The following is a 20,738-nucleotide window of genomic DNA, read 5'->3' on the forward strand; positions in this document are numbered from 1 at the left end:
ATAACTAACTATTTATTGGAGAAAGGAAGTTCTAGAAGATGCAGCTAACTGAACTTTCCATCAAAAATCAGAATGTGTTTGTACAGCACTATATAGATGGCAAAGAAGAAATGTCTTCTTTTTTTGATTACAGCATTCATAATAAGGACATCTGGCGCGAAAGACTGAAAGACTTATCTTCCCGTTTTTTCGCAAGAGAGGAATTGGCGGCGTACTTAACCTCATACCATAACAAATTCGGTTCAAGTGCCATGCAGTCTGCTATTGAGAAGCTGAAGGACCCGTCAAGTGCCGCTGTTGTCGGCGGACAGCAGGCCGGACTTTTAACAGGACCGCTTTACACGATACATAAAATCATTTCAATCATTGTGTTAGCAAAGGAACAAGAAAAGCAACTGCAAGTGCCTGTCATACCGATTTTCTGGGTGGCCGGAGAAGACCACGATTTGGATGAGATTAATTTTGTTCATACATCTGAAGAGAACGGGCCTGTGAAAAAAAAGCTGCCTCAGTCTTATTGGAAGAAATCTTCGGCAGCGAGCACATCGCTTGATCAGGAAAAATGTGCCGCGTGGATAGATGATGTATTTGCCGCTTTTGAGGAAACTGACCACACGAATGCACTTCTCGACAATGTAAAACGATGTTTAAGGGAATCCGTTACATTCACTGACTTCTTTGAACTGTTGATCGCGGATCTGTTCCAAGAGGAGGGTTTAGTTTTATTAAATTCTGGAGATCCAGGGATTAAAAAGCTGGAAACGGCCATGTTCCAAAAGATTCTTCGGGAAAATGATGAACTCGCCCGCGCGGTTTCAGATCAGCAGGCCTTCATGCGTGAAGCAGGCTACAAGCCGATTATCGAGTCCGGAAAAGAACAGGCGAATCTGTTTTATGAATATGAAGAAGAGCGTTTTTTAATTGAAAAAGACAACGGCCGTTTTGTCATCAATGAGCTTGATCTCGGATGGACGATGGATGAACTTTATACACATATGGAAGAGCATCCTGAGCGCTTCAGCAACAATGTTGTGACGAGGCCGTTAATGCAGGAATACCTCATTCCGACTTTAGCATTTATTGCAGGGCCCGGAGAAATCAACTATTGGGGTGAGCTCAAACAGGCCTTTGCGGTGATGGGCTTTAAAATGCCTCCTGTTATGCCAAGGCTGAACATTACGATACTTGAACGGCATATTGAGAAAAAACTGCTTGAACGGAATATCCCATTACAAGACGCGATTGAACGCGGAACGGAGAATCAAAGAGAGACATACTTTGAGCATCAGATTCCGGAAGAGTTTACCGCAGTGATGGATCAGGCGAAAAGCCAAATTGAAGCGATTCACAAAACGGTCCGGCAGGAGGCGTTAAAGGTTGATCAAAGCATGGAACCTTTACTCCTGAAAAATGCCGCCTTTATTCAGGATCAGCTTCAGTTCTTAGAGCGTACTGTGACGAAGCGAATTGAAGAAAAAGAAGGCTACGTCTTGAAGGATTATGAGAGAATCCAAAATAGTATTAAACCGCTTCTTGCACCGCAAGAACGAATTTGGAATATTATGTATTATTTAAACAGGTACGGTCCAAAATTCTTCACATCATTCAAAAATCTGCCATTTTCTTTTCAAAATCAACATCAAGTTGTCAAACTTTGAAATAAAGTTTTAAAGAACCCTGACTAGTTCAGGGTTTTTTTTTATGGGTAAACAGTGTAAAATGAAGTTGTGGAGAGAAGTGGTGGATAGTGGTGAGTTAAGGAGAGAAAGTGGGGCAAGAGATCATGTTTATGGGTGAATACCAGCATACCATCGATGCGAAAGGCCGCATGATCGTACCCGCTAAATTCAGAGAAGGCCTGGGTGAGCAATTTGTGCTGACTAGAGGGCTTGACCAATGTCTCTTCGGCTACCCTATGCACGAATGGAAACAAATTGAAGAGAAACTAAAAGCACTTCCTCTCACTAAAAAAGATGCCCGCGCGTTTACCCGTTTCTTCTTTTCAGGGGCGACTGAATGCGAACTGGACAAGCAAGGCAGGGTAAATATCGCATCATCTCTATTGAATTACGCCAAACTGGAAAAAGAATGTGTTGTTATCGGGGTTTCTAATCGAATTGAATTGTGGAGTAAAGTAATTTGGGAACAATACACAGAAGAGCAAGAAGATTCATTTGCTGAAATTGCTGAAAACATGATTGGGTTTGATATATAATGATTCTTCGTGTATAACACTCTAAAAACAATTTCAATTCATCCTGATAAAAGGTGGGACCAACACATTATGTTTCAACACAAGACAGTACTTCTTCGTGAAACCGTAGACGGGCTCAATATTAAACCGGACGGTACATATGTAGACTGCACACTCGGCGGAGCTGGGCACAGTACATACTTATTGCAGCAGTTATCCGAGAAGGGGCGTTTAATCGCTTTTGACCAAGACGATATGGCATTACAGCATGCGAAAGAAGCGTTGTCCGATTATAAAGGGCAGCTTATTCTGATTAAAAGCAATTTCAGGTATTTAAAAGAATGTTTGAATGAACAAGGCATTACTGAAGTAGACGGTATTTTATTTGATTTAGGGGTGTCTTCTCCGCAGCTGGATACACCGGAACGCGGATTCAGTTACCATCATGACGCACCGTTGGACATGAGGATGGACCAGTCGGCCACACTTACGGCGAAAGAAGTCGTTAATGAGTGGCGCTATGAGGATCTCGTTCGTATCTTCTTTAAATACGGCGAAGAAAAGTTCAGTAAACAGATCGCCAGAAAGATTGAGGAGGCAAGAATCAAATCTCCTATTCAAACTACGGGCCAACTGGTCGATCTAATAAAAGACGCGATTCCCGCTCCAGCGAGAAGGAGCGGAGGACATCCTGCTAAACGCGTGTTTCAGGCAATCAGAATTGCCGTGAACGATGAACTTAAGGTGTTTGAAGAGGCTTTGGAGCAAGCAATTGAGGTTCTGAAGCCAGGGGGAAGGGTATCAGTCATTACCTTCCACTCGCTTGAAGACAGAATTTGCAAATCCACTTTTAAAGAAAAGTCGTCACTTCCGGAACTTCCTCCGGGTCTTCCAGTCATACCGGAAGAATTTGAACCGGAGTTAAAGCTCATCACACGAAAACCGATTACGGCATCTCAAGAAGAGCTTGAAGAAAACAACCGGGCTCGTTCTGCAAAGCTTCGGATTGCCGAAAAAAGAAAATAACAAAACGCGAAAGCAAAATTAAAAGGAGGTCATCAGCCTATGAGCAATTTAGCTTACCAACCAGAGAAACAGCAGCGGCATGCGATCAGTCCTGAGAAAAAAGTGATTGTCAAGAAAAGGGCTTCCATTACTCTCGGAGAAAAAGTGCTCCTTGTCCTCTTTGCTGCGGCGGTGCTCAGCGTATCGCTTTTGATTGTATCGAAGGCGTATGCGGCATATCAAACCAATATTGAGGTGCAAAAACTTGAGGAGCAAATTTCAGCCGAAAACAAGCAAATTGGTGACCTCGAAAAAAATGTTGCTGATTTAAGCAAACCGCAGCGTATTATGGACATTGCGAAAAAGAACGGCTTGAATTTAAAAGATAAAAAAGTGAAAAACATACAGGAATGATTCAAATGCCAAAAAAGAATAAATTTATGAATAGAGGAGCAGCGATTCTAAGTATTTGTTTCGCTCTCTTTTTCTTTGTCATCCTGGGCAGAATGGCATATATTCAAATAACCGGAAAAGCGGACGGCGAAGTGCTTGCGACAAAAGCGACAGAGCAGCATGAAAAGAAACGGACCATTGAGGCGAGCCGCGGCTCGATTTTAGACCGAAAAGGAAAAGTGATTGCGGAGGACACAGCGACGTATAAGCTGATTGCCATTCTCGATAAAAAAATGACGACTGATGTTAAGCATCCTCAGCATGTCCAAAACAAAGAAAAAACCGCGGAAGCGCTGTCTAAAGTGATAAAGATGGACAAGGCTGACATCCTTGATATCTTAAATAAGGATGCGAAACAAGTTGAGTTCGGCTCAGCGGGCCGGGATATTACGTATTCGCAAAAGCAAAAAATCGAAAAGCTGAACCTTTCGGGTATTTCATTTTTACGGGATACAAAACGCTACTATCCAAACGGAGTATTTGCGTCTAATCTAATCGGCTATGCCGAGGTTGATCAAGAAACAAATGAAATTTCCGGCGCGATGGGATTAGAAAAAGTGCTGGATAAGTATTTGAAGGAGCGGGACGGATATGTGACATATGAAAGCGACAAATCCGGCTGGGAGCTCCCGAACAGCAAAAATAAAATTACAGCGCCAAAAAATGGTGACAATGTATATTTAACCATTGATCAGAAAATTCAAACCTTTTTGGAAGACAGCATGACAAAAGTAGCGCAAAAGTATAATCCGAAAAAAATCATGGCCGCAGTCGTCGATCCGAAAACGGGCAAAGTGCTTGCCATGGGGCAGCGCCCAAGCTTTGATCCGAACACGCGCGATGTGACGAACTACTATAATGATTTAATTTCATATGCGTATGAGCCTGGATCAACGATGAAGATCTTTACACTCGCTGCTGCCATACAGGAGAATGTGTATAACGGCAATGAAAAGTACAAGTCCGGAACATATAAAGTAGGCGGAGGAATAGTAAAAGACCATAATGACGGGGTAGGCTGGGGGGCAACAACATACCATGATGGTGTAGTAAGGTCTTCTAATGTGGCTTTTGCCAAATTGGCTAATGAAAAGCTGGGCTATACCCGTCTTGATGAATATCTTCATAAATTCAATTTCTATCAAAAAACAGGTGTTGACTTGCCGAATGAAGTATCAAGTAAAATAAACTTTAAATATGAATTTGATAAAGCATCGACTGCATATGGTCAAGCTTCTGCTGTTACACCAATTCAACAGCTGCAGGCTGCGACTGCAATAGCAAATGACGGTAAAATGATGAAACCTTACGTCATAGACCATATTGTTGATCCTGATACGAAGAAAACCATTTATCAAAATAAACCTCAGTCAGCTGGTACGCCAATCTCTGCAGGCACCGCTAAAAAGGTTCGTAATATTTTAGGTGATGTTGTTACATCTGATATCGGTACTGGACAGCCTTATAAAATTGAAGGTTTTGATGTAGCTGTTAAAACTGGAACCGCACAAATTGCCGGACAAAACGGTTATCTATCTGGCCGCGATAATTACGTATTTTCTGTAATGGGAATGGCGCCTAAAGATGATCCTCAACTGTTGATCTATGTTGCAGTGCAGCAGCCGCAATTAGAGAATGATGAAACAGGTTCAAATCCAGTTTCTGAAATCTTCAACCCAACAATGAAAAACAGCCTGCACTACCTGAACATCGAACCAACTGAAAAATCTGACTCAGATAAGGAAGAAACAAAAGCGCAGACGATGCCTGATTTAACAGATCAAACGGTTACTGCTGCTCAAAAGAAAGCAAAAGAAGAGAATCTCACACCGATTGTCATCGGCAGTGATGTCGCTGTAAAAGAACAGTATCCGAAAGCGGATGAGGAAGTTCTCACCAATCAGAAGGTCTTTCTGAAGACGGGCGGTAAAATCAAAATGCCTGATATGACAGGCTGGTCGAGAAGAGAGGTTCTTCAGTACGGCGAGCTGTCGGGAATTCATATTGAAGTAAGCGGACAAGGCTACGCTGTCAGCCAAAGCGTCAAGAAGGACAAAGAAATAAAAGGAAAAAACGTTATCAAGGTTAAGTTTAAAAACCCTGATTAAAAAGAAAGAAAGCTTGCCGGGGATTTTCCCCATTATGCAGGCTTTCTTTTTTTATACCTTCAGAGGAGCATCGTTCTACCTGTCCAATTACAGGCATAAAATGAAACAAGCCTAAATAAGGAGTGAACGGTCTCTTGCGCGTCTCGAATGTAACGGTTAGAAAACGTTTATTATTTGTTTTGCTTTTTGGCGTGATCGTGTTTCTGATCATTGATACTAGGCTGGGGTATGTTCAGTTTGTGATGGGCGAGAAACTGACTTCGCTGGCGAAAGATTCCTGGAGCAGGAACTTGCCGTTTGAGCCGGAGAGAGGCGAGATTCTGGATCGGAACGGTGTGAAACTCGCAACAAACAAAAGTGCGCCGACCGTATTCGTCGTGCCGCGCCAAGTTCAGAATCCAATGAAAACGAGCAAGCAGCTTGCGGCGGTTTTAAACATGTCAGAAGAAAAAGTATATAAGCATGTGACAAAAAAAGCGTCAATCGAAAAGATAACTCCTGAAGGAAGAAAGATTTCAAATGAAAAGGCGAAAGAAATCAAAGCGCTTGATTTAAAGGGAGTGTATGTAGCGGAGGATAGTATCCGCCATTACCCGTTCGGCAGCTTTTTATCTCATGTGCTTGGATTTGCCGGGATTGACAACCAAGGGCTCCTTGGACTTGAAGCCTATTACGACGATGATCTAAAAGGGGAAAAAGGTTCTGTTAAGTTTTATACAGATGCCAAGGGGAAGAAAATGCCTGATGAAGCGGATGACTACACGCCGCCTAAGGACGGGCTTGATATGAAGCTGACAGTTGATTCAAAGGTTCAAACGATAATGGAAAGAGAGCTTGATAACGCTGAGGCCAAATATCACCCTGACGGTATGATTGCTGTGGCCATGAATCCGAAAAACGGAGAAATATTGGGAATGGCTAGCAGGCCTGACTTTGACCCGGCTGATTATCAATCGGTCGATCCGTCCGTCTACAATCGGAATCTGCCGGTATGGAGCACGTATGAGCCGGGATCTACCTTTAAGATTATTACACTTGCAGCAGCACTTGAGGAGCAAAAAGTAAATTTAAAACGTGATCAATTTTATGATAAAGGGCATGCGGAAGTGGACGGAGCTAGACTGCGGTGCTGGAAAAGAGGCGGGCATGGGCTGCAGACGTATCTAGAAGTTGTACAGAACTCCTGCAACCCGGGGTTTGTTGAATTAGGCGAGCGCTTAGGAAAGGAGAAGCTTTTCAAATATATCAAAGACTTTGGTTTCGGCCAAAAAACGGGAATTGATCTGCAGGGCGAGGGAACAGGAATCTTATTCCCGCTTGACAGAGTAGGTCCGGTGGAGCAAGCGACGACGGCTTTCGGACAGGGGGTATCTGTCACGCCGATTCAGCAGGTTGCAGCCGTATCCGCCGCTGTAAACGGAGGAACGCTCTACACACCTTATATTGCAAAGGAATGGATCGATCCTGTAACGAAAAAAACCGTTAAAAAACAATCACCAATCGCAAAGAAACAAGTTATTTCTGAGGGGACATCAAAACAAATCCGCTATGCATTAGAGAGCGTCGTCGCAGAAGGCACAGGCCGCAATGCATTTGTTGAAGGGTATCGTGTCGGCGGAAAAACGGGAACTGCACAAAAGGTTAAAGATGGAAAATACCTTGAAAACAACCATATTGTATCATTTATCGGTTTCGCGCCGGCTGACGATCCGAGTCTTGTCGTCTATGTCGCGGTGGATAACCCTAAAGGCACGATTCAGTTTGGCGGAACGGTTGCAGCGCCAATTGTCGGGAATATTATGAGAGACAGCCTGCCGGAGCTTGGTGTGAAGCCTCGGAAAAATCAAATCGAGAAAAAATACCAATGGAACGACACAAAAACAGTAGAAGTTCCGAATGTTGTAGGGATGTCTGTCTCAGATCTTGAGTCACTTTTGGTGAATCTCAATGTAGATGCTTCCGGGAAAGGGAGCAAAATCGTTAAACAATCGCCAGCTGCCGGAACGAAAGTAAAAGAGGGCTCAAAGATACGCGTTTATTTGACTGAAGAAGATGAAAAGGAGGCAGCCGATTAATTCGGGCTGCCTTTTATTTTATTGCAGAAAAAATGCTGATATCTTTCAAGATTAGCTGGATGTATCCTTTTATTTACGCTAAAATATGAACTGTATGCTTAAAATCATTATCACATCAGTTGACGTGACTTTAATGATAAAAAGAACGAACTAGAATGTTGAGAGGTTTGATACGATGAAACTTACAAAGCTGCTTACATATTTAACAACCGAACCTTCTGTAAACGACTCACAAGACCCTGAAATAACTTCAATTGAGATGGACTCCAGAGAAGTAAAGAAAGGGAGTCTTTTTGTATGTGTAAAAGGGTATACGGTGGATGGGCATGATTTTGCGCAAAAAGCAGTAGAAAGCGGCGCAGCGGCTATTGTGGCAGAAAAAGAGCTCGATGTGGATGTGCCTGTCATTATTGTCCGGCGGTCACTGCGTGCGCTAAGCGTTTTGTCTGATGCGTTTTACGGACAGCCGACAAAGAAGCTTCAGCTGATCGGAATCACAGGCACAAACGGCAAAACATCAACGACCCATATGGTCGATGAGATTCTGAAAAAAGCGGGAAAACGCACAGGCTTGATCGGTACCATGTACATGAAAATCGGTGATGAAACACTTCCCGTTAAAAACACGACTCCGGAAAGCGTCACGCTGCAGAAAACGTTTAAGAAAATGAATGACAAGCAAGTAGACACTGCCATCATGGAAGTTTCTTCTCACGCTTTGTCTTTAGGACGTGTTCATGGGTGTGATTATGATATTGCCGTGTTTACGAATTTAACGCAGGACCATCTGGACTATCATAAAACGATGGATGAGTACCGACAGGCAAAAAGCCTGCTCTTTTCTCAGCTTGGCGGGGCTTTCAACCACGAGCACCCAAAGCGTGCCGTACTGAATGCTGACGATGAGGCGAGCGCTTATTTTGAAAAGGTGACCGCAGCGCATATCTCTACATACGGAATTAAAAACAACGCTGATGTGATGGCGAAGAACATCACGATCACTGCACAGGGAACAAGCTTTGATCTTGTGACAAACAAAGGCACTAAGCACATTACAATGTCGCTTGTCGGACAATTTAATGTGTATAATGTGCTGGCAGCTGTTGCAACATGTATCGCAGCAGGCATTCCGTTTGAAACCATCACTGCAGCTGTTGAAGAATTGCATGGCGTAAGAGGCCGATTTGAATTGGTCAATCAGCAGCAGGAGTTTCCGGTTATCGTTGATTACGCACACACGCCGGACAGCCTTGAAAATGTGCTGAAGACTTGCAGAGATATGACGGAAGGAAAGCTTTTTGTCGTTGTTGGCTGCGGGGGAGACAGAGATAAGACGAAACGCCCGAAAATGGCTAAAATCGCTGTGGAGCTGGCTGACGAACCGATTTTCACTTCGGATAATCCGAGAAGCGAAGATCCCCGCGCGATTTTAAGAGATATGGAAGCTGGAGTAGAGAACGAATACTATCACAGCATTGCAAACCGCGAGCAGGCGATCTTTTTCGCGATTGCCAATGCCAAAAAAGGCGACGTTGTTCTCATTGCCGGAAAAGGGCATGAAACCTATCAGCAGATTGGAAGCGAAACTTTCGATTTTGACGATGCTGAAGTGGCGGCGAGAGCCATTGTCGAACTCAATAAAAATAAGACGAATTCATAGGAAAGAGATGTTATGGAATAATGGAGCTTGAAAAGATGTTTCATATGGAAAAAAATCATGAATATGATAACTACGTATGTCGTTTGAAAGAAACAGGAGGAGAAAAGGACAATGCTTGAGCAAGTCATTCTATTTACAATTTTAATGGGTTTTTTAATTAGTGTTCTGCTCTCTCCGATTCTTATTCCGTTTTTAAGAAGATTAAAATTCGGCCAGAGTATTAGAGAAGAAGGACCGAAATCACATCAGAAAAAATCAGGGACGCCGACAATGGGCGGGGTCATGATCATACTTTCTATCATTGTGACAACAATTGTTATGACACAGAAGTTTTCAGAAATAAGCCCGGAAATGGTGCTGCTTCTGTTTGTTACACTAGGCTACGGTTTGCTTGGCTTTTTAGATGATTACATCAAGGTCGTCATGAAGCGCAACCTTGGATTGACGTCAAAGCAAAAGCTGATCGGACAAATTATCATTGCGGTTGTATTTTATGCCGTGTACCATTACTACAATTTTGCGACGGACATTCGCGTGCCTGGAACTGACTTATCATTTGATCTTGGCTGGGCTTACTTTATCCTGGTGCTCTTTATGCTTGTCGGCGGATCAAATGCAGTTAATCTGACTGACGGTCTTGACGGTTTATTATCCGGTACGGCTGCGATTGCTTTTGGCGCCTTTGCTATCCTGGCATGGAATCAGTCTCAATATGACGTAGCCATTTTCTCAGTTGCCGTTGTCGGTGCAGTGCTGGGCTTCCTCGTATTTAATGCTCATCCGGCCAAAGTCTTTATGGGAGATACGGGATCGCTTGCATTGGGAGGAGCTATCGTTACCATTGCCATTTTAACGAAATTGGAGATCCTGCTGGTTATCATCGGCGGTGTATTCGTTATCGAGACATTATCCGTTATTCTGCAGGTTATCAGCTTTAAAACGACAGGTAAACGAATCTTTAAAATGAGTCCGCTTCATCACCATTATGAGCTTGTAGGCTGGTCTGAATGGAGAGTAGTCGTGACGTTTTGGGCTGCGGGACTTTTGCTTGCCGTTTTAGGAATTTACATCGAGGTGTGGTTATAAGTGGAAAATGATCAATTTTTACAGAATCAGCATTTTTTAATCCTTGGGCTCGCGAAAAGCGGGTATGCGGCGGCATCCATTCTTCATGACAAAGGCATTTACGTTGCAGTCAACGACCAAAAGCCTTTTGAAGAAAACGAACCAGCCCAAAAGCTTTCTGAAAAAGGAATCGAGGTTGTTTGCGGAGAGCATCCAGTTTCTCTGTTCGATCAGCATCAAATCACAGTTCTGATCAAAAACCCGGGAATTCCTTATGAAAATATTATGGTTCAGGAAGCGGAAAAAAGAGGCATCCCGGTTTGGACGGAAATTGAGCTCGCTTACTACCTGACAAACGCCAAGTTTATCGGGATTACCGGATCGAACGGAAAAACGACCACGACAACGCTGATTTATGAAATGCTCAAAGCTGACTCGCAAAAGGCACTGATTGCCGGAAACATCGGCACAGTCGCAAGTGAGGTTGCCTATCATGCTGATGGGGATGAATGGATCGTTACTGAACTGTCTTCGTTTCAGCTGATGGGAACACACGCTTTTAGACCGGAAATCAGCCTGATCTTAAACGTGTTTGACGCTCATTTGGATTATCACCATACGCGAGAAAACTATGAAAAAGCGAAACAGAAAGTGTATCTTCATCAGGTTGCTTCAGATAAAGCCATTGTCAACCAGGATGATGAAACTGTCGTGCGTCTGGCTGAAGCAGGAAAAGCCGAAATCATCCCATTTTCAGTCAGCAAAACGCTTGAACAGGGCGCTTATGTAAAAGACGGTATGATTATGTTCAGCGGCGAAGCCATTATTCCTCTGGAAGAGGTTGTGCTGCCCGGCGCTCATAATTTGGAGAACATTTTAGCTGCCATTGCAGTTGTGAAAACGGCAGGAGTGTCCAGCGAAGCAGTTAAAAAGGTGCTGACAAGCTTTACTGGCGTGAAGCACCGTCTGCAATATGTCACAACAGTGAAAGACCGCAAGTTTTATAATGATAGTAAAGCGACAAACATTTTGGCGACAAGCAAGGCGCTTTCAGCTTTTGACAAACCGGTCATTCTGCTTGCGGGCGGACTGGATCGCGGAAATGGTTTTGACGACTTAAAACCGTATATGAAACATGTCAAAGCAGTGCTTACATTTGGCCAGACAGCGCCGAAACTTGAGAAGCTCGGCAATGAGATGGGAATACAACATGTCAAACGTGTCGATAATGTTGAACAAGCAGTATCTGCGGCGTTTGCGCTCTCAAATGAAGGAGATGTCATCCTGCTGTCACCTGCGTGTGCGAGCTGGGATCAATTCAAAACATTTGAAGAACGCGGTGACATGTTTATAGATGCCGTGCATATGCTTAAGTAAGGGCTTGTCTTGGAGTAAATCGGCAGCCCTAATGACTTTAAGCTTGGGGTGTCGATTGCTTTGACTACTAAAAAAACATCGCCTGATTTCTTATTGGTCATCATTACGTTATTATTATTAACAATCGGATTAATTATGGTGTACAGTGCGAGTGCGGTATGGGCGGATTATAAATTTGACGACTCATTCTTTTTCGCGAAACGGCAGCTGCTGTTTGCGGGAATCGGTGTCATTGCCATGTTTTTCATCATGAATGTTGATTATTGGACTTGGAGGACATGGTCCAAGTTGCTGATGGTTATCTGCTTTTTCCTTCTGGTGCTTGTTTTGATACCAGGCGTCGGCATGGTGCGAAACGGTTCAAGAAGCTGGATCGGAGTCGGGGCATTCAGCATACAGCCTTCAGAGTTTATGAAGCTTGCGATGATCGCATTCCTTGCTAAATTTCTCTCTGAAAAACAAAAAAACATCACATCGTTCAGACGGGGGTTCGTCCCGGCACTTGGCATCGTGTTTTCAGCGTTTTTGATTATCATGTGCCAGCCTGACCTCGGAACAGGGACGGTGATGGTCGGAACTTGTATTGTCATGATCTTTGTAGCCGGCGCGCGAATCGCCCATTTTGTCTTTCTCGGGCTGATTGGCCTCAGCGGATTTGTCGGGCTCGTACTATCGGCTCCATATCGGATTAAGCGGATTACCTCCTACTTAAATCCGTGGGAAGACCCGCTCGGAAGCGGTTTTCAAATCATTCAATCGCTTTATGCAGTGGGGCCCGGCGGATTGTTTGGAATGGGTCTTGGACAAAGCAGACAGAAGTTCTTTTATCTGCCTGAGCCGCAAACAGACTTTATTTTCGCCATCTTGTCAGAGGAGCTTGGCTTTATCGGGGGAACACTTATTTTGCTTCTCTTCAGCGTTCTGCTGTGGAGAGGGATCAGAATTGCGCTCGGTGCCCCTGATCTGTACGGAAGCTTTGTCGCAGTCGGCATTATTTCAATGATTGCCATTCAAGTCATGATTAATATCGGCGTAGTAACGGGCCTTATTCCGGTAACAGGCATCACGCTCCCGTTTCTAAGCTACGGAGGTTCTTCATTGACCCTGATGCTGATGGCTGTCGGCGTGCTGCTGAATGTGAGCCGCTACTCGAGGTATTAATGAATGTATTGCCAGGCGTCCTGTTAACAGGAGGCTGGGAAACAATTGATGCGATAACCCTGTCCAACAAAACAGGGTTATCGTTATGTTATAGAGAAACTTAGACTGGGGGAAGAGATATGCGAATTGCAATAAGCGGAGGCGGTACAGGGGGACATATTTATCCTGCGCTTGCTTTTATTAAAGAAGTGCAGCGCCGTCATCCTGATGTGGAATTTTTATATATCGGAACAGAAAACGGACTGGAGAAAAAAATTGTTGAGCGGGAGAATATACCGTTTCGTTCAATTGAAATTACAGGGTTTAAAAGAAAGCTGTCATTTGAAAACGTCAAGACTGTGATGCGTTTTCTGAAGGGTGTAAAAAAGAGCAAGTCGTACTTAGCGGAATTTAAGCCCGATGCCGTGATTGGAACGGGCGGTTACGTCTGCGGGCCTGTTGTCTATGCCGCTGCGAAAATGGGAATTCCGACTATTGTCCATGAACAAAACAGCCTGCCGGGCATCACGAATAAGTTTCTTTCAAAATATGTTAATAAAGTAGCGATTTGTTTTGAAGAAGCAAAATCACATTTTCCTGACGAGAAAGTTGTATTTACGGGAAACCCGAGAGCCTCTGAAGTCGTCTCAATAAAGACGGGCCGATCAATGGCTGAATTTGGGCTTTCTGAAGAGAAAAAAACGGTCTTAATCTTTGGCGGAAGCCGAGGCGCTGCACCGATTAACCGTGCTGTCATTGACATGCAGGATGAGCTGAAAACAAGAGACTACCAAGTGCTGTATATCACCGGTGAAGTTCACTATGAAAAAGTGATGAATGAGCTGAAAAGCAAGGGTGCCGCTGATAATATGGTCACAAAGCCGTTTCTTCATCAAATGCCAGAGTATTTAAAGGCCATTGATGTCATTGTGGCCAGAGCCGGTGCGACGACGATTGCCGAAATTACTGCTCTCGGAATCCCAAGTGTTCTGATCCCAAGCCCATATGTAACAGCGAATCACCAGGAGGTCAATGCCAGATCTCTCGGCCAGCATGATGCGGCGATTGTTCTGAAAGAAACAGAGCTCAACGGTGAAAAGCTGATTGATGCGCTTGACCGGATTGTATTGAATGAGCAAACGTTAAAGGAAATGAGCGAACGGACAAAGTCACTCGGTGTTCCTGACGCGGCTGCCCGTTTATACAGCGTACTCGAAGAATTGAAAAAATAATAGAAAAGCAAATGGAATGCGGAGGTTTACGATGGAGAAAGTGATACAGGAATTAAAAGAACGCGAAGTCGGCAAGGTTCTTGCAAACGAACCGCTCGCGAATCATACAACGATGAAAATCGGCGGACCTGCGGATGTATTGGTCATTCCAAGCAGTGTAGATGCTGTCAAAGATATCATGGACGTTATTAAAAAATATGATGTGAAGTGGACAGTCATCGGCCGTGGATCAAATCTTCTTGTTTTAGATGAGGGAATCAGAGGCGTAGTGATTAAGCTGGGTGCAGGCCTTGACCATCTGGAGCTTGAAGGGGAGCAAGTGACGGTCGGAGGCGGTTATTCAGTGGTCCGTCTTGCTACCTCATTGAGCAAAAAAGGCCTGTCCGGTTTGGAATTTGCTGCCGGTATTCCAGGATCAGTCGGCGGAGCGGTTTACATGAATGCCGGCGCTCACGGCTCTGATATGAGCGAAATCCTCGTCAAAGCACATATTTTGTTTGAAGACGGCACGATTGAGTGGCTGACAAATGAGCAGATGGATTTCAGCTACAGAACATCTGTATTACAAAAGAAACGCCCGGGCGTTTGCCTTGAAGCCGTTCTGCAGCTGGAGCAGAAGGATAAAGAATCAATCGTTCAGCAAATGCAAAGCAATAAAGACTACAGAAAAAATACACAGCCGTATTCAAGCCCTTGTGCGGGAAGCATATTCAGAAATCCGCTTCCGAATCATGCCGGAAACCTTGTTGAAAAAGCAGGCTTGAAAGGATATCAAATCGGCGGTGCAAAGATATCGGAAATGCACGGAAACTTCATCGTCAATGCGGGCGGAGCATCAGCAAAAGATGTGCTTGATCTCATTGACCATGTGAAAAAGACAATCCGTGAAAAATACGAGATTGATATGCACACAGAGGTTGAAATCATCGGCGAAAATCGCTGATTCAAGTTCTGACTGAAGCTGTTCATATGATATACTGTAAGCAAACGACAAACGGCATCCATAGTATGCCGTTTGTTTTGGAATAGACAGACTTTTAACAGCTGTTTCATTTGAATGAGGTGAACAGGCAATGAACCCGGGTCATGACCGAGAAAAAATCGTAAACATTGAAGAACGGATTCCTAAAATTAAAGAGCAGCGGAAACAGAAGGCCAACCGACGTCTCATTTCATTTATTATGCTCTTTTTTATTATGGTGCTGATCATCGTGTACCTGCAGACGCCAATCAGTAAAGTATCAACAATCTCTGTTACAGGGAATGAGAATGTATCCAAAAAGGAAATTATCGAGCTTTCCGATATTAACAGCGGAGATACTGAGTTTTGGAGTTTGGACAAGAAAAAAACAGAAAAGAAGATTCAGCAAAATAAATTAGTGAAAAAAGCGGAGATCAGCAAATCGCTTCCTAATAAAATCAACATTGCGATCGAAGAATATAAAGCGATTGCTTATTTAGAAAAAGACGATGTGTACTATGAAGTGCTTGAAAACGGTTCAGTTCTGCCAAACGAAGTAACGCCGGATGATGCCGGACCGATACTGGTAAATTGGACAAACGCGAAGAAACGGTCTCAAATGGCCAAGCAGCTCGATGCTTTGTCAAATTCGTTAAAACAGTCGATTTCAGAAATTTATTATACGCCTGTAAAAATGGATGAAAACCGTATTAAATTGTATATGAACGACGGTTATGTTGTCACTGCGTCTATTAAAACTTTTGCAGACCGAATGAAAACGTATCCTTCTATCATTTCGCAGCTTAGCAGCAATAAAAAAGGAATTATTCATTTAGAAGTTGCCACCTATTTTGAAGAGTTTGGCAAAAACGATAAAGCTGCTAAAAAGGAAGATGAAAATTGAGGGGTAAATCAGCAGTCCTCCTTTCTTTAATTATGCTTATCGCAGGCTTTTTGATTTCATTTTCTTTTCAAATGACAAAAGAAAACAACAAAAGCGCGGCTGAGACGGAAGAGTGGAAAAAAGAATATGCGCTGAGGGATGAACTCCTGAAACAGGAGAAAGAAAATAAGAATCTTGAAAAAGAATTGTATCAAAAGCAAAATAAAGTCCGTCAGGCGGAAAATAAGCTGAAGAAAGAAAAGACGGAATACTATAACGTCCTCGAAGATACAGAAAAATACAGAATGTATATTGGGGAAGTCGGTGTGCAGGGAGAGGGCGTTGAGGTGACCTTGGAAGATGCGTCGTACATACCGGAAGGGGAGAATGTGAACAGTTACATCGTTCACGAAAGCCATATCTTTCAAGTGGTAAACGAACTGTATATCTCGGGTGCGGCGGCCGTCGCCGTTAATGGCCAGCGTTTGACACATGATTCCTATATCAAGTGCAACGGTCCTGTTGTAACGGTAGACGGGGTGCAACATCCCGCCCCATTTACGATATCTGCCATTGGAGATCCTGATGTCCTGCTGCCTTCGTTAAATATAGCAGGAGGCCTGATCGATCAGCTGTCAATGGATCATATTTCTGTTTCCGCAGAAAAAGAGAAAAACGTACAAATGAAACCGATTCTGAAAACGAAGGAATGACTGAAAAAGCGGGTGAAACAGATTGAAAATAAAGCGTTCCTTCATAAGCATCAGTGTGCTTATGGTCATCTTCGGCCTCATGATAGCTGTTCAGTTTAACTCATTAAAGCACCCTCAAGTCCGAGACACAAGAGATATGTGGGATATAAGGGAAGAGCTGACTTCAGAGCAGAAGAAGCAGGAAAAGCTGCTGGCTGAAATAAACAAATATGATAAACTGCTCAATAGCTATTCGCAAACGAAAGAAATGACAAAAGAAACCGCGCTCAATAATACCTTGCAAACCTTAAAAAAAACAGCCGGCATGACCGATATAACAGGTAGCGGAATTGTCATCACCATTTCCCCGCTTTTTTCTGAAAGCTTAACAGGAGAGCCGATCGAAAATCCGCCTCCGGATTTGCTGAAGAAGCTGATCAATGAACTCAACTCCTTCGGTGCAGAGCATATCTCGATTAATGAGCGAAGAGTTGTGAATCATACCGTCATAAGGGATATAAACGGCACAACGAAAATAGACGGATACGGCCTTGACGATTATCCTTTAACAGTAAAAGTGCTTGCCGAAGATCCGGACATGCTGTACAGCAGAGTGAAGGGGTCAGGACTTGAGGACCTTTTTGCATCTGAAAATTTAGCATTAAAAGCCGGTAAATCTGACAGCAACCTGACACTAAAAGCATATGACAGACCATTAGACGTACAACAGCTGAAACCGCTTAAAGACTGAAAAGGAGGAGAATTGTCATGTGGCTGCCCGTGCTGGGACTGGTGCTCGGAATAACGATCGGACTGATGACAAACTTAACGATTCCGAGTGAATATTCAAACTACTTATCGCTTGCGGTGCTTGCCGCACTTGATACATTAATCGGCGGAATCAGGGCGCATTTACAGGGTACATATGATGAAATGGTATTTGTTTCCGGTTTCTTTTTTAATATTATATTGGCAATAAGTTTAGCTTTTCTGGGAGTCCATCTTGGTGTAGACTTGTATTTAGCAGGTATATTCGCATTTGGAGTCAGATTATTTCAGAATATAGCCGTTATCAGAAGAAATCTACTAACAAAGTGGACTCTTTCTAAAAAAAATAAAAAAAATGTGATATAAAAGAGGATATACATAGGATATAACGAATATTTTCAATAAACATAAAATGTGAAGAGCACATAAGGAATATTCCGTTGTTATTTTTTGTTACACACTTGTAAAGCCACATTCATTGTATTGTTGTTCCGCAAATAATAGAATAGAAATGATCGAAATGTGAGGAGGTGCCATAGAATGAACAACAATGAACTTTACGTCAGTCTTGACATCGGTACGTCCAATACAAAAGTGATCGTCGGAGAAATGACAGATGATTCCCTTAATATTATCGGTGTGGGAAATGTACCGTCTGAAGGGTTGAAAAAAGGCTCAATCGTTGATATAGATGAGACCGTTCATTCTATAAGAAAAGCGTTTGACCAAGCTGAAAGAATGGTAGGTTTTCCGCTTAGAAAAGCTATTGTCGGCGTTAATGGAAATTATATCAATATTCAAGATACAAACGGTGTTGTAGCAGTTTCCAGTGAAAATAAAGAAATTCAAGTTGAAGATGTGCGCCGTGTCATGGAGGCGGCACAGGTTGTTTCAATACCGCACGAACAGCTGATTGTAGACGTCATTCCTAAACAGTTTATCGTTGATGGAAGAGATGAAATCACCGATCCGAAAAAAATGCTGGGTGTGCGTTTAGAAGTTGAGGGCACCTTGATCACCGGTTCAAAAACAATCTTACATAACTTGCTCCGCTGTGTTGAAAGAGCCGGTATTGAAATAACTGATATTTGTCTTCAGCCGCTGGCAGCCGGTTCTGCTGCATTATCAAAGGACGAGAAAAACCTTGGTGTGGCTCTCATTGATATAGGGGGAGGGTCAACAACCATTGGCGTATTCCAGAACGGACATCTCACTTCTACCCGTGTCATTCCTCTCGGAGGCGAAAATATCACCAAAGATATCTCCATCGGATTGAGAACGTCAACAGAAGAAGCAGAACGTGTGAAAAAGCAATTTGGACATGCCTACTATGACGAAGCCTCGGAAGATGAAGTATTTGAGGTAACCGTAATAGGCACCAATCAAAAACAAACATTTACACAGCAGGAAGCAGCGAATATCATTGAAGCAAGAGTAGAAGAAATTCTTGATATTGTTTCAGAAGAGCTTAGCAGTATGGGAATTACCGATCTGCCGGGAGGCTTCGTGCTGACAGGGGGACAAGCAGCAATGCCGGGTGTCATGTCATTGGCACAAGATGTGCTGCAAAACAATGTCAGAGTGGCAAGCCCGAATTATATCGGTGTAAGAGATCCTCAATATATGACGGGAGTGGGCCTGATCCAATTCGCCTGCCGAAATGCAAGAATCCAAGGCAGAAAAATAGGCTTCAAGATGCCTGAAGAAGCGATACAGGAAATTGCAGTCTCATCATCAGAGGAACAAGAGCAGCATCATCACCAAAATGAGGTGCAGCAGCGGCCAAAAGGAAAACAAAAAACACAAGCCGAACATAATAAACAGAGCAAAATGAAAAAACTATTAAGCATGTTTTGGGAATAGATAGATAGTCATTCGGCAGATTAGGAGGATTTAGCATGTTGGAGTTCGAAACAAACATAGACGGCTTAGCATCAATTAAAGTAATCGGAGTAGGAGGCGGCGGTAACAACGCCGTTAACCGAATGATTGAAAATGAAGTGCAAGGAGTAGAGTACATCGCGGTAAACACGGACGCTCAAGCTCTTAACCTGTCAAAAGCAGAAGTGAAAATGCAAATCGGCGCAAAGCTGACTAGAGGATTGGGAGCAGGTGCGAATCCGGAAGTCGGAAAAAAAGCCGCTGAAGAAAGCAAAGAACAAATTGAAGAAGCGTTAAAAGGCGCTGACATGGTATTCGTGACAGCTGGTATGGGCGGCGGAACAGGAACAGGTGCTGCACCAGTTATTGCACAAATCGCGAAAGACTTAGGCGCATTAACAGTCGGAGTTGTTACAAGACCGTTTACATTCGAAGGACGCAAAAGACAGCTTCAGGCTGCAGGCGGAATTTCAGCAATGAAAGAAGCGGTAGATACACTGATCGTGATCCCGAACGACCGTATCCTTGAAATTGTTGATAAAAACACACCGATGCTTGAAGCATTCCGTGAAGCGGATAACGTACTCCGCCAAGGGGTTCAAGGTATTTCAGACTTGATTGCTACACCTGGTCTTATCAACCTTGACTTCGCTGATGTGAAAACAATCATGTCAAACAAAGGATCTGCTTTGATGGGTATCGGTATTGCGACTGGAGAAAACCGCGCGGCAGAGGCAGCGAAAAAAGCAATCTCCAGCCCGCTTCTTGAAGCGGCCATTGACGGTGCGCAAGGCGTCCTTATGAACATCACTGGAGGAACAAACCTCAGCCTATATGAAGTTCAGGAAGCAGCAGACATTGTCGCTTCTGCATCTGACCAAGACGTAAACATGATTTTCGGTTCTGTTATTAATGAAAATCTAAAAGACGAGATTGTGGTGACAGTGATTGCGACTGGTTTTATCGAACAAGAGAAGGACGTGACGAAACCTCAGCGTCCAAGCTTAAACCAAAGCATCAAAACACATAATCAAAGTGTTCCAAAGCGTGAGCCAAAACGTGAGGAGCCTCAGCAACAAAACACAGTAAGCCGTCATACTTCACAGCCGGCTGATGATACGCTTGACATCCCGACATTCTTAAGAAACCGCAATAAACGCGGCTAATGTAAAGGACAAAATCGTTTTCGATTTTGTCCTTTTTGTTTTTCTCCAAGATTTTTCTTCTTGTAAAGTCTTTTTCCC

Annotated in this window: 18 protein-coding genes; all 18 read left to right on the forward strand. The window is 43.5% G+C overall.

The window, feature by feature from the left end; genetic code table 11:
* Nucleotides 1-38: 38 nt before the first annotated feature.
* The 18 genes from bshC (at nt 39) to ftsZ (ending at nt 20,660) form a co-directional block, all read left to right on the forward strand.
* The gene (gene bshC, locus GYO_RS30500) at nt 39-1,658 is read left to right on the forward strand and encodes a bacillithiol biosynthesis cysteine-adding enzyme BshC (protein ID WP_014113705.1); all 1,620 of its coding nucleotides are present in this window, start codon (nt 39-41) and stop codon (nt 1,656-1,658) included.
* Between the two features lie 125 nt (nt 1,659-1,783).
* Complete coding sequence (gene mraZ, locus GYO_RS30505; protein WP_003221402.1) at nt 1,784-2,215, forward strand: division/cell wall cluster transcriptional repressor MraZ; 432 nt, start codon at nt 1,784-1,786, stop codon at nt 2,213-2,215.
* A 69-nt stretch (nt 2,216-2,284) separates the two neighbouring features.
* Nucleotides 2,285-3,220, forward strand: a complete 936-nt coding sequence (gene rsmH / locus GYO_RS30510; protein WP_014113706.1) for a 16S rRNA (cytosine(1402)-N(4))-methyltransferase RsmH — start codon at nt 2,285-2,287, stop codon at nt 3,218-3,220.
* A 39-nt stretch (nt 3,221-3,259) separates the two neighbouring features.
* A complete protein-coding gene (gene ftsL / locus GYO_RS30515; protein WP_003221405.1) occupies nt 3,260-3,613 on the forward strand; it encodes a cell division protein FtsL in 354 nt (117 codons plus the stop codon).
* Nucleotides 3,614-3,618: 5 nt separating this feature from the next.
* Complete coding sequence (pbpB, locus tag GYO_RS30520) at nt 3,619-5,760, forward strand: penicillin-binding protein 2B (protein ID WP_014113707.1); 2,142 nt, start codon at nt 3,619-3,621, stop codon at nt 5,758-5,760.
* A 134-nt stretch (nt 5,761-5,894) separates the two neighbouring features.
* Entirely contained in the window at nt 5,895-7,835 is a 1,941-nt protein-coding gene (locus GYO_RS30530; RefSeq protein WP_014113708.1) for a stage V sporulation protein D, read from the forward strand.
* Nucleotides 7,836-8,010: 175 nt separating this feature from the next.
* Nucleotides 8,011-9,495 (forward strand): UDP-N-acetylmuramoyl-L-alanyl-D-glutamate--2,6-diaminopimelate ligase, encoded by a 1,485-nt coding sequence (locus GYO_RS30535; protein ID WP_041520946.1) that lies wholly within the window; start codon nt 8,011-8,013, stop codon nt 9,493-9,495.
* Nucleotides 9,496-9,606: 111 nt separating this feature from the next.
* Nucleotides 9,607-10,581, forward strand: a complete 975-nt coding sequence (gene mraY / locus GYO_RS30545; protein ID WP_003238695.1) for a phospho-N-acetylmuramoyl-pentapeptide-transferase — start codon at nt 9,607-9,609, stop codon at nt 10,579-10,581.
* The gene (gene murD, locus GYO_RS30550) at nt 10,582-11,937 is read left to right on the forward strand and encodes a UDP-N-acetylmuramoyl-L-alanine--D-glutamate ligase (RefSeq protein ID WP_014113710.1); all 1,356 of its coding nucleotides are present in this window, start codon (nt 10,582-10,584) and stop codon (nt 11,935-11,937) included.
* A 60-nt stretch (nt 11,938-11,997) separates the two neighbouring features.
* Nucleotides 11,998-13,098, forward strand: a complete 1,101-nt coding sequence (gene spoVE, locus GYO_RS30555; RefSeq protein ID WP_014113711.1) for a stage V sporulation protein E — start codon at nt 11,998-12,000, stop codon at nt 13,096-13,098.
* A 119-nt stretch (nt 13,099-13,217) separates the two neighbouring features.
* Entirely contained in the window at nt 13,218-14,309 is a 1,092-nt protein-coding gene (murG, locus tag GYO_RS30560) for an undecaprenyldiphospho-muramoylpentapeptide beta-N-acetylglucosaminyltransferase (RefSeq protein WP_014113712.1), read from the forward strand.
* 31 nt (nt 14,310-14,340) lie between these two features.
* Nucleotides 14,341-15,252, forward strand: coding sequence for a UDP-N-acetylmuramate dehydrogenase (gene murB / locus GYO_RS30565; protein WP_014113713.1), 912 nt, complete (start codon nt 14,341-14,343; stop codon nt 15,250-15,252).
* Between the two features lie 130 nt (nt 15,253-15,382).
* Nucleotides 15,383-16,174: a cell division protein DivIB gene (divIB, locus tag GYO_RS30570; protein WP_003221428.1), complete on the forward strand. Its 792-nt coding sequence runs from the start codon at nt 15,383-15,385 to the stop codon at nt 16,172-16,174.
* Nucleotides 16,171-16,866 (forward strand): DUF881 domain-containing protein, encoded by a 696-nt coding sequence (locus tag GYO_RS30575; RefSeq protein WP_014113714.1) that lies wholly within the window; start codon nt 16,171-16,173, stop codon nt 16,864-16,866. Before divIB ends, GYO_RS30575 begins: the two co-directional genes overlap by 4 nt.
* Nucleotides 16,867-16,888: 22 nt before the next feature.
* Entirely contained in the window at nt 16,889-17,596 is a 708-nt protein-coding gene (locus GYO_RS30580) for a DUF881 domain-containing protein (protein WP_014113715.1), read from the forward strand.
* A 17-nt stretch (nt 17,597-17,613) separates the two neighbouring features.
* Nucleotides 17,614-17,979: a small basic family protein gene (locus tag GYO_RS30585; RefSeq protein WP_010334164.1), complete on the forward strand. Its 366-nt coding sequence runs from the start codon at nt 17,614-17,616 to the stop codon at nt 17,977-17,979.
* A gap of 174 nt (nt 17,980-18,153) precedes the next feature.
* Complete coding sequence (ftsA, locus tag GYO_RS30590; protein ID WP_014113716.1) at nt 18,154-19,476, forward strand: cell division protein FtsA; 1,323 nt, start codon at nt 18,154-18,156, stop codon at nt 19,474-19,476.
* A 35-nt stretch (nt 19,477-19,511) separates the two neighbouring features.
* Nucleotides 19,512-20,660, forward strand: a complete 1,149-nt coding sequence (gene ftsZ / locus GYO_RS30595) for a cell division protein FtsZ (protein WP_003232167.1) — start codon at nt 19,512-19,514, stop codon at nt 20,658-20,660.
* Nucleotides 20,661-20,738 lie beyond the last annotated feature (78 nt).

The organism is Bacillus spizizenii TU-B-10 (assembly GCF_000227465.1).
GTDB lineage: Bacteria > Bacillota > Bacilli > Bacillales > Bacillaceae > Bacillus > Bacillus spizizenii.